9 protein-coding genes are annotated in these 13951 nt (G+C 41.5%); 2 read left to right on the top strand and 7 right to left on the bottom strand.

The genetic code is table 11. The annotated features are described in order from the left end of the window. Positions 1–56 precede the first annotated feature (56 nt). Positions 57–2309: a helix-turn-helix domain-containing protein gene (locus AC0YN7_RS26225; RefSeq protein ID WP_475812967.1), complete on the top strand. Its 2253-nt coding sequence runs from the start codon at positions 57–59 to the stop codon at positions 2307–2309. A gap of 110 nt (positions 2310–2419) precedes the next feature. Here the strand turns inward: AC0YN7_RS26225 and AC0YN7_RS26220 are convergent, their stop codons facing one another. The 7 genes from AC0YN7_RS26220 to AC0YN7_RS26190 form a co-directional block, all read right to left on the bottom strand. Beyond that, positions 2420–3505, bottom strand: coding sequence for a Gfo/Idh/MocA family protein (locus tag AC0YN7_RS26220; protein ID WP_475812966.1), 1086 nt, complete (start codon positions 3503–3505; stop codon positions 2420–2422). A 122-nt stretch (positions 3506–3627) separates the two neighbouring features. Then, on the bottom strand, positions 3628–5772 hold the full coding sequence (locus AC0YN7_RS26215; RefSeq protein ID WP_475812965.1) for a glycosyl hydrolase family 28-related protein: 2145 nt from the start codon (positions 5770–5772) through the stop codon (positions 3628–3630). Positions 5773–6072: 300 nt separating this feature from the next. Then, complete coding sequence (locus AC0YN7_RS26210; RefSeq protein ID WP_475812964.1) at positions 6073–6900, bottom strand: sugar phosphate isomerase/epimerase family protein; 828 nt, start codon at positions 6898–6900, stop codon at positions 6073–6075. A gap of 494 nt (positions 6901–7394) precedes the next feature. Beyond that, entirely contained in the window at positions 7395–7817 is a 423-nt protein-coding gene (locus AC0YN7_RS26205; RefSeq protein WP_475812963.1) for a DUF3995 domain-containing protein, read from the bottom strand. Between the two features lie 385 nt (positions 7818–8202). Next, the gene (locus AC0YN7_RS26200; RefSeq protein ID WP_475812962.1) at positions 8203–8715 is read right to left on the bottom strand and encodes a TetR/AcrR family transcriptional regulator; all 513 of its coding nucleotides are present in this window, start codon (positions 8713–8715) and stop codon (positions 8203–8205) included. A 168-nt stretch (positions 8716–8883) separates the two neighbouring features. Further along, positions 8884–10380, bottom strand: coding sequence for an FAD-dependent oxidoreductase (locus tag AC0YN7_RS26195; protein ID WP_475812961.1), 1497 nt, complete (start codon positions 10378–10380; stop codon positions 8884–8886). A gap of 155 nt (positions 10381–10535) precedes the next feature. Further along, complete coding sequence (locus AC0YN7_RS26190) at positions 10536–12083, bottom strand: serine hydrolase domain-containing protein (RefSeq protein ID WP_475812960.1); 1548 nt, start codon at positions 12081–12083, stop codon at positions 10536–10538. Positions 12084–12342: 259 nt separating this feature from the next. Between AC0YN7_RS26190 and AC0YN7_RS26185 the strand changes: the two genes are divergently transcribed. Further along, positions 12343–13944, top strand: coding sequence for a GMC family oxidoreductase (locus tag AC0YN7_RS26185; RefSeq protein ID WP_475812985.1), 1602 nt, complete (start codon positions 12343–12345; stop codon positions 13942–13944). Positions 13945–13951: the final 7 nt, after the last annotated feature.

Below are 13951 nucleotides of genomic sequence, written 5' to 3'. Positions count from 1 at the left end.
TTGTACACGAAATTGAATATAATAGTAATATATTCCAAGCATAAGGGGCGTGAATAATGATTACATTTCTGCGATCGAAACGAAACTCCTTCTTTATCAAACTGCTTTTCAGCTTTGTAATTATCGTCATGATCTCCTTCATTTTCAACTTGCTCTCCTTCAACTTTTTTCAGAACACTCTTCGGACGGAAATAATCAAATACAATCAACTTAACTTGAGCAACACCGTCAATAATTACGAGAAACAATTTCGGCTCTTGGACGATGTCGCTTCAAATTTGTTTTTCGGCACCAATATCACCTTACTCGAACATAACAGATCAGATTTCACGGCCATGAATAATCTTACCATTGAGATTAAAACGATTTTAGCCAATTACAATAATTTGAACCTAGTTAATTTGTTTTTCTATAATGATAGTTATTCCTTTATCATCGAAAAGGGAGGTCTAACGGAGATTACCGATATGTTCGGAGAACATTATATAAATCCTCAATATAATGCCGAATTCTGGAGGAAACAGACAGAAGAAGATTACCATATGCGGATATTTCCGGCCGCTCCGTTCCAGAAACGAAATATAAATGGAAAGATCGAACAGGCAGGATCCTACTTCCCTGTTATTATTAAAAGCAAACTTCAGAAAAATAACTATATCGCCGCCTTTATTGATGCGGATGAGATCTATTTAAACTCTCACTTCTCGAATAATGATCTTTTCTATATAGAGGACGTTCACGGAAGTCGCTTCTTCAGTACTCCATTTATAAAAGCGCTTACAAACTTTCAGGTTACAGGGAACGGAGAAGCCTATGATTCGAAAAATAATAATTACTATTTCTATCAGACCGGCGAGAAATCAAATCTTACCTATGTGAATGTCACTCCAAATCAGCAAATCGCCTCTACTGTATACCGTTTAAGCCTTCTGCTGCTCATTTTATTTGCATTGTCTCTCGTACTTAGTCTGTTAATCTCCATCCTGTTCAGCATCCGGTTCCGACTTCCTGTACAACGAATGCTAGAATCACTGCAGAAGATGAATCCCAACTTCAACTTCACTAGCACGATCCGTGAATATATCCAAATCGGGGACAAGCTGAAGTCGATCATCGTCTCCACCGAGAAGATCAATCAGGATCTGAAAATGAAAAATTCTTTATTAAAAACCTATAGTTACTGGAATAAGGTCAAAAATATTCCTCTTGAGCATACGGAAATGCAAAATCTGATTGATAATACCAAACCATTCTACTTTGTGATGTACCAACTTCAACCCATTAGAAGTAGTCAGCAGCTATCCGTTGTTGACATAAAAAATACGGAGCACTTTGCGGATATAATCAACTCAACCATACTGCAGCGTTATAATCAATCCGAGACGTTACAGATCGAAAAGGACCTGATCGCTTCTATTATTTTCGATGACGATCCAAATCCAATTCAGGACATACTCTTCGCAACGCTGCAGGATCTTGTCCAATTGTTCAATCAGCGCCAAGGGATCTATGTCACGATCGCCGCTAATCCGCAATTGAGAAATCATAGCGATTTCACAAACGCTTATGAAGAAACGTTAGAAATGATCCACCAGCGCAAGCTCAATGCGAATACTCAATTAATAACCGAAATGGAAGGCGAGAAAAACGGCCTCCATATTCCACCGTCTGAGCTCAAAAAGCTGTCGGTTCATGTGGCAGCAGGAAATGCAACCGACATTATGCAAATCATACATCGGCTGCTGAATCGTCTAAGCAACAGGGAGAGGGCTGTTGAATACAGACAAATGGCAAATGACATCATTTCCGAAATATTACTGGTACTGATGTCACAGAAAATCGAGGTAGGGGATCTGCTAAGCGAGCTCGCCCCTTATGAACAAATTAAAGAATTTGCAACAACAGATCAATATTACTCTTTCTATAATGAACTGATCGAGAGGGCCGTTGCATTAATCAACAACAAAAAAACTGACAAGGATCCAATTGTCGACTATGTCTTAGCCTATATGGAACGACACAGCGGTGAAGATATCAGTCAGGAGGACATCGCCAGCAAGCTTAATATTTCCATCGGATATATGGGGAAATATATTAAGAACAAGACCGGTAAGACGTTCAGCGAGTATCTGGAAGATATTCGCATTAGCAAAGCCAAGGTTATTCTGATCGAATCGGATGATAAAATTCATGAGATCGCAAATAAAGTTGGCTACCACAATGCGAATTCCTTTACACGGATGTTCAAACGAATTACTGGGGTCACCCCCGGCGAATATCGTTTGGAGAAACGGACAAAGCAAGCTTAATTGCTATTGGACGAAAAGAAAGGGCACCCACTCTGGTGCCCTTTACAACTGCAGCTATATCTTCATACTCATGATTCGAACATTTCCCATAACAAGGACGTTCAAGCTGCTTATACTATCTGGAAACTCGTCCTTAGAGCCGGGTTGTCCCAATCCTCATCCAAGCCGAGTCCGCGCAAATCCGCGATCGTATTATTTTGCTCAGCTTCATACAGCTTCCATATAACCCGCAATCCCTGAATACTTCGAGGCCCGTCGACGATCGGCTTTTTACCGCTGGCGATGCAATCCAGGAAATGGCGCGTTTCATGCTGTGTCATCTTGCCCGGCTCCTCGATTTCCATCAGTACCTCACTACTTGATCCCGTCTCCAGATCGCCATGCTCCACCTTCATATTCGAATATGCGTACAGCTTGCCTTCGCCGAGGTGCATATCCAGCATTCCTTTTGTGCAGTGTGCATGAATGCTGTACCCAAGCCTGGAACCACGGGCGCCCCATGTGCCGAAGTGGTAGCCCATCACACCGTTCTCGAATTCGATCGTCACGTTGCTCGTGCCTTCCTTCTCCATCCACGGAGTGCCCAGGTTCGTGCCCATATGCACGCCCTTGACTGGATTACCAAGAAAACGCAGCATCAGGTCGATATAGTGGCAGCCATGGCTGAAAAGCTGACCGCCGCCCAGCCGTTTCGCCGAATGAGTCCAGTGCCCTTCCTCGGCGAACGTCATTTGCTCCGTCCAGATAGACAGCTGGAAGATATCGCCGTACGCTTTGCTGTCGATCAGTTCCTTCATCTTCTCGATGACAGGCCAGAATGGTACTGGATATGCCGTCATCAGTACCAAATTCTTCGCTTCTGCCAAACGGATCAGCTCCGCGCACTCCTCTTCCGTATTGGCCAACGGCTTCTCCATCAGAACATGCTTTTCAGCTTTTAAACACGCCAGCCCGACTTCATAATGGAGGTCATGCGGTAGCGCGATCAAGACGGCGTCCACGTCGTCCAGCATATCGCGATAGTCCGTCACCGCTTTCTCCGCCCCCACAAGCTGAACCATTTGCTCCGCACGATCCAAATTATGGTCGCAGGCGACCGTGACAGTCATGATGTCACTCAGTTGTATTAGCCCTTTCGCATGTCCAGAGTTTGCAATGCCACCGCAGCCGATAATGCCTAATCGTATTTTATTCATATTCAACAACCTCTCGATGTAATCGTTTTCAAATTAAGCTTCACTCCTACCTGGATTTGATATTCCGTGGCATACGTGTTCGGTTAGATATCAAGCTCAATAGAGAGAGGCTTAATCTAGAGTTAATTACCAGTAAGAACTCTTCGTTCTACCCAATCTGTATTCAGAACATTTCCAGTGCCATTCGTTATCCTTTGCCAACCGACAATCATGTACTTATTTGGGGATGTTCCTGCTTGTATAGGGGAATCCAAGGTTACAGAATCTCCTATCTTCCATGTGGATTGTGTAGGTAAAGCTGAGAAGTTTCGAGCCTGCGCGCCTGTCCTCCTGCCAATTACTAAAATACTGTCCTCAATAGGGGTAACTGCCGAAGCGTCTACTCTATTTCCTTCAAAGTGGAGATACTCAAGAGAGCCGGCTACTCCAAAGTTGCCAATAAAAATGCCTTGATCGGTAGTACCATTCCCTCCGCCAACATCATTGGATGATAGGGTTACTCCTCCTTGCGTTCCGGACACATGTATTCCTACTGTGGCAGGTAAGTTTGTAGTCGGCTGCAGGTTGCTAACGACATTAGATTTTATTACGGTATTATAAACAGATCCAACTGCCCCAAGCCCTACACAAATTCCCCTGCTAAAGCCATTGATCAAATTATCGGATATCATCGTATCTTTCATATAACCATTTGCAGCCGCACTAACCAAAACCGCAATGTTAGTAGACCTGTCTGTACAATACAATTGATTCCCTGTGACCGTCATTCGATCGCCACCGCCGTCAGTCATATTCAAGAATACCGCGGTCTTAGGGAATCCCATACCCGGGTTTAGAATTTCACCTGGGATAATGTGTATTCTGTTATTTCCAATTACAACATCCGATGTGCCGAGGCCTATAGGATTAATACTGAACAAGCCAACTCCGAACCATGAAACTGCAAAGGAGTTTCCGGTTACACTAATCCCTCTTGATGGTGTTTTCTGATTTCCAGAAATCCATAGTCCCTGAGCATAATTATTTACAATATTGTTAGTAAAGAAATTTTCAGACCCGTGAAGCTCAGCAGCGACTACTGGACCCTCGATACCTGTGGACACGGTGGGGTGATCAAAGACACAATCATGAACATTGATTGCATCACCCCACATGTAGATGGAAGAGTGATCACTGCTATCAAAACCGTTGTTGTAAAATCTACAGAAGCTTATTTCAACATTATTACTTATTAAGCCGGGGGATTCTTGTTGTCCTGTAGCTATACAAGTAACTCCAGGAGAGTTGATAAATTCGCAATTCGTAATTTTAGAATTATACAACCTGGCATCAGCTCCGGAAGTGGCTACCGTGCCGGAGATAAAAATACCTGCACAATTAAATTGATAGTAGGCGCCACTGCTCCTGTTAGGGCTGATTTTATTATTAGCTCCATTCACGTCAAATGTAATGCCTTCAACATAAAGGTTATTAATTACCGTGTTTCCAGCGATAATATTATAATATTTGGGGCTGGAATCGGTTGACTCATTATCTTTTAGCTTGAAAATTGTTTTGCCAATGCCCGCTCCTAACAAATCCATTTTGTCCCGCGCAATCAAAGAGCAAACCGTATTGCCACCGGCAAGCACTATAGATTGTGATAGTGTTAATAGATATGTCCCTTCAGGGAAATAAAGAGGGCTTCCTGAGTTAATAGCCGCTTGAATGGCCGCCGAATCATCGTTCGTACCATTCGCCAGCGCGCCGAATATAAATGGAGTGATCCTATTCTCAATCAAACGGACCAGACACCCGGTTCCTGTTGGGTCTGTTTCACCTGTCCCTTTGAGAAATCCTTGCAGCCCCGATGCTTTTCCATTCCATGGAACGGTTATAGATATTATACTGCCGCCATTGTGAGCTGATTTCTTGCGATTTTTGTCTAGATAGAAGACACCGCCCCCAATTGTTGTGCTGGGATGATAGCATTGTACACTGAATCGCTGACCATCATCGATCGATTTTAATTTAAGGGCTTGAATGTCTTCGACACTTTTCAGAGAATTCTCATCACCGTTGTTCTTTTTCTCTGCACTGGCTGACTGAGGATTGTTAAACAAAAAACCTCCAGTAGCAACAACCGCTCCCAATCCACCCATCGCAACCAAAAGTTTTCTCCTACTTAATACAGACGACGAAGAAAGTGTTCCTTTATCAACCTCTGGCTCTGTACCTGCTCCCTGCTGTCCATCACTTTGCTTGGAATGATCCCTGATTTCTGACATATTTTCCTCCTCTTGAATATGAGAATTTAGAAAAAGTTCTTCGATCCGTAGTTTCCCAACAACGATCTGTTACAAAATTATCGCCCCCTTCTTTGTTCAGCCATCTGATATGCCTTAATTATATAAGTACATTTTCTTTCGTAGATAGACGCAATACCCGTACTATTATTCCCATTACGGCAACGTGTCCGTTAAAAATCAACTAATGAATAAATGTATGTAAAATGCGTGCAAGTTAGAGCAATGCAAAGAACCGTCAGAGGCCCTGACGGTTCTTTAAGCTTCGATATGATTTTCCAGCTACTCTCCCTGCATCCAAAGTTTCAAATCGTTTGTCGTCCGCATTATATCCTGCCGCTTCTCCTCACCCGATATTTCGCGTTCGATTATATATTCCCCTGTAAAGCCTATTTCCTTAAGTTTCTGTATGAATAGAGGGTAATTAACCTTACCTGTACCTGCCCGTACTTCCTCGCCCAATCGATCGCCATTGGTAGGGTACAAACCGTCCTTCACATGAATATTACGAACATAGGGACCAATCGTATCCAGCGCGTCGATCGGGTTGCCTTTCCCGTACAAAATCAAGTTTGCTGGGTCCATGTTAATGCCCAGGTTGGATGTACCGACCCGCTGAATGGTGCGGAGCAGTACGATCGGCGTTTCTTGTCCAGTCTCAAACCAGAAGCCAATCCCTTTATTTTCACAATATACCGCAACCTCGCGGATCGCAGCTACAACATGCGGATATTCCGGATCTGTCATGTTCTCAGGAATAAAACCGCAATGTGTGATGATGGCTGGCGCTCCGATCCATACCGCAAAATCCGCCCACCCCTTCAGTGCCCTGATCCGCTCCTCGCGATATTGTTCCGGAACAAGCCCTAATGTGATAGGACCTCCTGTGAAATTCCATTCAGCCGGTCCTGGAACACCTGCCCATACTGCACAAATTCTCACATTAGCCTCGCGTGCTTCGCGAACGACGCGCTCAGCAACTTCAGGAGTACAAAGCTCACTGTCCCACCCGCAAAGCTGACAAACGGGAAAGCCATAATCACTAACAACCTGAAACATATTCCCCTTATGGCTTGTGTCGAGCATATGAATAACGCCGATATCCATCATAACCGCCTCCTAATATGTAAGCACTGACATCTCCTAATCTGGAATGTAGCCTGACAGTCACAATTATATGGCTTAAGTCGTTCGCTTGATTTAGAAAATTGATAGATTAATTTGCACTTCTATTTGTATTATAGAACGGATTATTTATACTTTATATCATAGGGGGGCTGACGATGAATTTTTTGATGAATATAAGCTGTTTCGTATTGGACATGTTGAGCATGCGGTATTGGCGCGATTAATGAAGGAAAGTTTGAACTCTTTTGGACTGAATCTATTCCTGATCACGCCCAAGCAAGATGCGCCATTCGCCGCAGAGCAGCTGCTTATAATGATCATAAGCAACGAACAATCAGACATGCCTCAAGCCGCAATGTTATCGACAACTAAAGAAAATCAAAGTGCGCATTTAAGCAAACAAATCATCGAATATATCGAACGTAATTTATCGAGCAAAATCACATTGGTTATGGTACGGTTTACATCGATATCGATCAAAACAAAAGAATCGTACAGGTTATCCCAAAATACAAACAAAGTGGACTATAGAACCATGAATCATTTTTTGCGAATACTGAGTGCTTTATTTTCTTGAAAAATCCTACATACTTAAAGTCACCAATCGCCCGAAGAAAGAAAACAAAAGCGCTTACGATACACCCAATTCTTGTAATGGTATTCGCTATAAAGTAATCCATATAACCGCCCTGAACCAGAAGAATGAAGCATACCGTTAAAATAAGGATTGCCACAAAAAGTGTGCCCATCTTACCAGGAACAAAAGCAGGTTTATACTCCCCAGCTTTTGAAGGTATTACCGCACCGACACCCAAACGCCCCCCACACGCCCAATAAACATGTAAGATGCTGATCAGACCCAAAAGACTTACAGCTGATAATGTCATAACTGATATCATTAGAATGCCTCCAATATGACCTTATTTTTACTTGCTTAAAAAGCCTAACAAGGTTTCCAAAAACATTAAAACCACCAACAGTTTCGTTTGTGGTCTAGGGAGTACACGAACTAGAATAAGCGAGAATATAAATGTAAGTACATTGTTTCCTTGGAAAAATAAATCTAGAGAACTGGGTTCCATCTTATCGTAAATCATAGCTAAATTAAGGGTAGCGTTTGAGATTACTGCCAACCCGCCGCTTACGAACCATATCGACTCTTGGGTCATCGATTTATATATTCTAGGTGCAATACAGATATGAATAATCCCCAAAAGCATAATCATTATTACCACAATAAGGTACAATGTGTTTATATAAAAGCTCCTTTCTCCATCAATGAAATCACATATTTATTAATATCTTGAACATTTTTTCTATATCAAAATTTGAATTATCATCAAACCGGGTCATCCAACCTACGTAAGTTAAATAAGTAAGTCTGGCCCTGTCTATTGCATCAGAAAGTGTCAAACCCTTCTTTTGATATAGCTTGGCAATACAATTAATTCTTTGTTCCTCGATATCAACTAAACGGGATGCCACAATAGGTTCATGTTTCGCCCAGGCATAAATGCCAATCTCAATTCTCTTGTCCCGATTGATACTAATATGAAGCAGCTCTTCCAATGAGGAATTATCTTGTTCAATAATATGAATAATCCGTTTTGTCGCATACATTTCCCAATAATCCATCATGGAATCTAGAAGTTCTTTACGGTCACGAAAGTAGTGATAAAAGCTGCCTTTACTTATTTTTAGCGTCCGAGCAAGTATTTCGATTCGAACTTCATGAATTCCAGCTTCGGCTAATTTATTTAATCCAGCTTTAACCCAGTCTTCTCTAGTTAATTGCATGATTCACCTCAAGATACGGCAGCGTATGTTTTTTTGTTAGATTACTACCCCGTCTTTATTTTGTCAATAAAGAGTCGATCATTCGCCCAAAACCAGTTTCGATCCTGATATTTTCACGTATAAAAAAATATGGCTGATCAGATTCTGATCGGCCATAATCAAACTCAACTATTTTATTGCAAACTTACCAAAATCTAATTGCTCTAACTCTTCCATTGTTAAATCCTTAATTTTGTTTTTACCTTCAGGACTATCTAATTTAATTCCCTTTTTATTAATATATTGAACCAGTTCCTTCATACGTGCCTCGTCAATATCTTTGATATCGTACTTGCCATTAATTTTCCCTAAAATAATACCAATTACCTCGCCAGCTAATGAAGTATTAGGTTGAATTCTAGCACTACCATATGCTGCACCAGTAGCACCTACGTTTTTACCAGAAACAATTACATTACTATATCCTTTCGAAAGGAAGGCACGTAAAGGTATTCCATATCTATCAGGATCCCCTTTCCGAAAACCCCATTGATTAGTTCGAATTCCTTGCAAATCAATTGGATAACCTGCCACACTTACATTATCCCAAAACATTTTACCACTCATAATGTCTGAAGCCTGAAGTATGTACTCTGTTTCATAACGATCATAATCACGGATATATAAGTAGTTCGGGTAACCATTTACTTCAGCATTTTCCCAACCTGGCAATTCTGTTTGAAGGTGTTTCAAAATTAAATCCGTTTCTCTTTTCCCTTTTTCTAATGCCTCATTTACGCTTGCCTCATTTGAGGGATCTATATCAAAAATTAGTAGGGCATTTATCGCAGCCTCACCATCTAGCTGATTAATAATGTTTAATCCTCGCAAAAACAGTTTCTCTTCTGTCGCTATATAACTTTTCCCTACATTCCCAAATCCCCAAGTAAAGGTATCTGTGACAGTCGTTGTATCGCCATACTTTAAATCAATTTCTTTCCGGCTTAACTTATGAACCTCGTTTTTAAAAACCTTCCAGTCTACGTTGCGAAACTTCATCATAATAGTTGCAGTCATATGATCCTTATCCCCACCAAACACACTTTCAATACCGGGAATACGTTCTATACCTAGTTTACTTGTTATTGCGGCAAAGTCTGTATTTTCAACAAAATACTTTGCATTTAATGTCTTCTCTTGTCCGTCTTTCGTACTGTAAGTAATAGTCTCAACTCTATTAATCGATGCTGATGCAGGATCTTGAACAATCTCAAGTTCACGAATAGAGATGCCAGACTCAATAGGAATTCCTTTTAGAAGAGTGTCATAATATTGATTAAACTCTTTCGAGTCGCGTATTTTACCACTCTTATACTCATCGAACAATTTTTTGACTTGGCCTTGTAATAATGACTTTCCACCATCGTCTTCGGGTTCATCTAAAAACTGCATTTCACCTTGAATAAGCTGGCCACCTGGTTTTTCCCTAGGGTCAAGAATGACTACTGATAGTCCTTCCTCCATAGCAGCTTTCGCCAAATAAACACCTTCTAATTCAGAACCTATGACTACAACGTCCGGATTATTAGAATCAGAGATTTTGTTTATTTGGGCAGGAGTAATTTCATTACAAGCAGAAAGTACAGAAATAATAATAGATAACAGTAACCATGTGTAACGTTTCATAATCAAGCCTTCACATTTTAATAGTTCACTAACATCATGACTAATGAAAAGTGTTTTCCTTTCTAAAAGATGATTTCAAACGTTAATATTACCATAAATTTGTTTTTATGTAATCATTTAATCATATGAATTTACAGCCAAGTATCACTGATTTCTCAAGCTTCGGCCAAGCTTGCGTCTACTGACAGCCGCTTAGACTTCGGGATTTTGGGGAAAAAGCTGGACATAATCAAAACGACATGCCAAGCAAGTATCAAAAGTAAGTTTATTTTGTTGCCCATATGTAGACTTAGAATGCTCCATATATACGACACGCAGAACAAAGCCGAACCTGATACAGAGAGCAGTGCCAGTTTAAGTCCCATACGGAAGTATCGTTTCTTGTCATGATTGGAGATGAACAATCTGCGGCCGTTATTTAGCCGAATTGCAAACAGCAGCAAGTATGCGCCAAGAGCTATTACAATTACTATGGAAATGATTGCGTTTATTTCTCGCTGCTTGGAGATAGCGGATTGTTCTGAAGGCATATTACCCGTCTCATATTCGATCCAAGCATGGTAGACATCCTGTCTCAGATCAACACCATTCTCGCTATTGGTCATAATCACTAGTCCATCTTTGTTCTCTGGAATGAAGCCATAAAAGGAGTGCCAGCCCCGATTGTCGCCGGTATGATAAAGCAATTTATTATGATTTGACAGCTCTCTCACAAATAGGCCCAAACCATTTTCGGACACTATCGGTCGTTGCATCTGCGATAATAGCTCCTCGCTGACTACGCCGCGACCTTTGCTTTCACCGTTCTTGCCTTCCATGCTCGCCAAAATGAGGTTCATTAAATCGGGTGCACTAGTGTTAAGTCCTGCAGCGGCTTGCTCGGCAAACAGGTAATTTGGCAGCTTTTGCCCGAAATAACCGTAGGCTTTGGAAAGATGGATATCTTCGGCATTCTGCCGAAAAGTACTTTTATTCATACCAAGAGGCTTCATAATCTGCTCCTCCATATACCTGTCGAATGGCATTCCGGTCACTTCTTCAATCACAAGCTGCAGCAATGTATATCCTGCTCCGGAGTAGACCGCTTCCGCTCCTGGCTGTTTTAAGATCTTTAGGGGTGTATTGCCTTTTCCTGATAAAGACTCCTCAATAGAAGGTAGCTGTCTGCCTGGCGCTTCGCCAAGGTATCCTTTGTGTGCAGGCAATCCAGCGGTATGGCTTAACAGTCTTCTAATCGTGACTTCTTCATTATTATATTCGGAAGGGGGAAGCTCCCAGCGTGTAATATACTTTCCGATAGGATCGTCTAACGACAATAACCCTTCACTAGCCAGATGTAGAATACCCCACGCGGTAAGACTCTTCGATACAGAGCCTACTTGAAAGAGCGTGTCGTTGCTCAACAGCTGTTTTTTTTGTTTATCTGCATATCCATAGTTTAAGGTATATACAATACTTCCTTCATGGACAATACCAATGGCTACACCTGGGACACCGTAGCTCTCTTGCCATATTGGAACCTCTTTATCCAGTTTCCGCTTGAACTGTTCCACATTTTTTGCAGCTGCCATGGGAGGTTCTACCAAACGTTTTTTTTCCGAATTCACCTTTCCTTTAAACAGCAATACGTTCATAAAAAAAACTAAAATAACGATGCATATCACGACTATTAAATACAATGATACTGTTTGTCTGATTTTCATTTATACCATCTCTCTATTCGTAGGATGATATAAGAATAACCTGCTGAAATACTATCGTTCCATCGAATTACATTGCAGTTGTCTTTCATTTTTGTCAGGTTGCTCCTACTTGATCGCATTTGATTAAATATCTTCTCATCCCATTTACATTTCAGTAATTTTAAGCAGATGTTGGTAATATTCTAGAACAGATGTATGCTTAATGCTGAATAAAGGAGATCTGATTGTGAGCAGACTGCCTATAAGTGAAAAGAAATTAATGTTTGATTATATCATCATTGGAACAGGTCCGGCCGGTGCCGTGATTGCGAAGACCCTAACAGATAATAAAAGAACGTCAGTCCTTGTATTAGAAGCTGGTGAGAATAAGGACCGAGATGAGCCGATCAAAAATTCCACATTTGCTCCCGAGCTTGAGGAGAAATTTTTTCCTAAGTATTTTTGGCAAGGGGAGGGAGTTATACAGGAAGCACTTAATGATCGTGTATTTGAATGGACGACAGGGCGGCTCTCCGGTGGCAGCTCCTCGATTAATGGTGAGCAATATGTTAGACCAACTTCTGCTGTTTTCGAACAGTGGGAAGCTCTTTTGGGATCCACATGGTCACCTGAACGAGTGATAAGACGGTTCAAAAGATTGGAGAAGTTTAACGGGGAGACAGACAATCCGGATGTTCATGGATTCCATGGCAGAATAGATATTCGGCAGGCGCCAAAAAATCCCACGAGTATGGCAAACAAACTGGTTTCGGCAATCGCGCGAGCAACCGGATTCCCTGAAATACTTGATTATAATACTCCAGAAACCTCTCTCGGCCCCTTTTCTCGATGGCAGTTGTTCCAAAATCCGAATGGGGAACGTGAAAGCTCGTCAACCGCATTCCTTTCATCAGATATTATGACACCTAGTGGTCACGGCCTTAATGGTCGTAAGTTGAGTGTTTTCTACAAGTCAACGGTGATGCGAATCCTTATTGAAAACAAGTGTGCCGTTGGCGCGGAATTTATAAAAGAAGGAAAATGTGTCCGGGCATATGCTCGAAATAAAGTGATTGTTTCTGCTGGGATTAATAGTGCACAGCTGCTAATGCTCTCTGGAATTGGGCCTGAGAAACAACTAAAATCATTAGGAATTCCTATTGTTGTAAATAATCCCAATGTGGGTAAGAAACTCAGGAACCACACCTTAAATTTTGCTACTTTTACCACAAACCCCGCAGATAAACCTCTACCAGACAACGATCCAGACGCTCTTTATACAGGGGGTGCCTTCTTACCCGATCCGACACCTGATGCAGATCCTGATGTCCGAGGGGTCCAACTTATTGGAATAGGAGCTGGTGACTCCTTAACCATTGCCATTATATATCTAAAACCTAAGAGTCGCGGCTCGATAAAATTACAAAGTAATGATCCCCTTCAAATCGTACTTGCTGACGAGGCTTTTCTAAAGAACATCGATGACCTAGAAGTCGTAAAGTATATCTACAAGGTTTATATTAAAAATATAGCCGAACAGCTCGAAGCAATCGATCCTATGTACCGATTAGTTTCGCCAAGTATAAACACCATCAATGACGATGAAAAGCTCGAAAATTTTATTAAGGAGAACTTTGGACATAATCATCATCAACAAGGATCCCTTCGAATGGCCCCACTTACTAAAGGAGGGGTGGTTAATCAACGAGGAAAAGTGTATGGAGTAAAAGATCTAATCGTGGCCGATGACTCGATTATACCTTTTACAGTTGATGGAAATACATCAGCACCAGCATATCTAATCGGGCTTACAATTGCACAACAATTGCAACAAAGGAATTTTGTAACACGGAAACGTGCATTGGAAGATACCGAAGAGTAATAGTTAG

The organism is Paenibacillus sp. J31R122, assembly GCF_056269185.1.
The sequence above is the reverse complement of the archived record's forward strand: the minus strand, read 5'-3'. Positions and strand labels throughout refer to the sequence as shown.

Coding starts and splice junctions, on each gene's coding strand:
- AC0YN7_RS26205 (WP_475812963.1), bottom strand. CDS start 7,817: ATGATATCAGTTATGACATTATCAGCTGTAAGTCTTTTGGGTCTGATC.
- AC0YN7_RS26225 (WP_475812967.1), top strand. CDS start 57: ATGATTACATTTCTGCGATCGAAACGAAACTCCTTCTTTATCAAACTG.
- AC0YN7_RS26220 (WP_475812966.1), bottom strand. CDS start 3,505: ATGAATAAAATACGATTAGGCATTATCGGCTGCGGTGGCATTGCAAAC.
- AC0YN7_RS26190 (WP_475812960.1), bottom strand. CDS start 12,083: ATGAAAATCAGACAAACAGTATCATTGTATTTAATAGTCGTGATATGC.
- AC0YN7_RS26195 (WP_475812961.1), bottom strand. CDS start 10,380: ATGAAACGTTACACATGGTTACTGTTATCTATTATTATTTCTGTACTT.
- AC0YN7_RS26215 (WP_475812965.1), bottom strand. CDS start 5,772: ATGTCAGAAATCAGGGATCATTCCAAGCAAAGTGATGGACAGCAGGGA.
- AC0YN7_RS26200 (WP_475812962.1), bottom strand. CDS start 8,715: ATGCAATTAACTAGAGAAGACTGGGTTAAAGCTGGATTAAATAAATTA.
- AC0YN7_RS26185 (WP_475812985.1), top strand. CDS start 12,343: ATGTTTGATTATATCATCATTGGAACAGGTCCGGCCGGTGCCGTGATT.
- AC0YN7_RS26210 (WP_475812964.1), bottom strand. CDS start 6,900: ATGATGGATATCGGCGTTATTCATATGCTCGACACAAGCCATAAGGGG.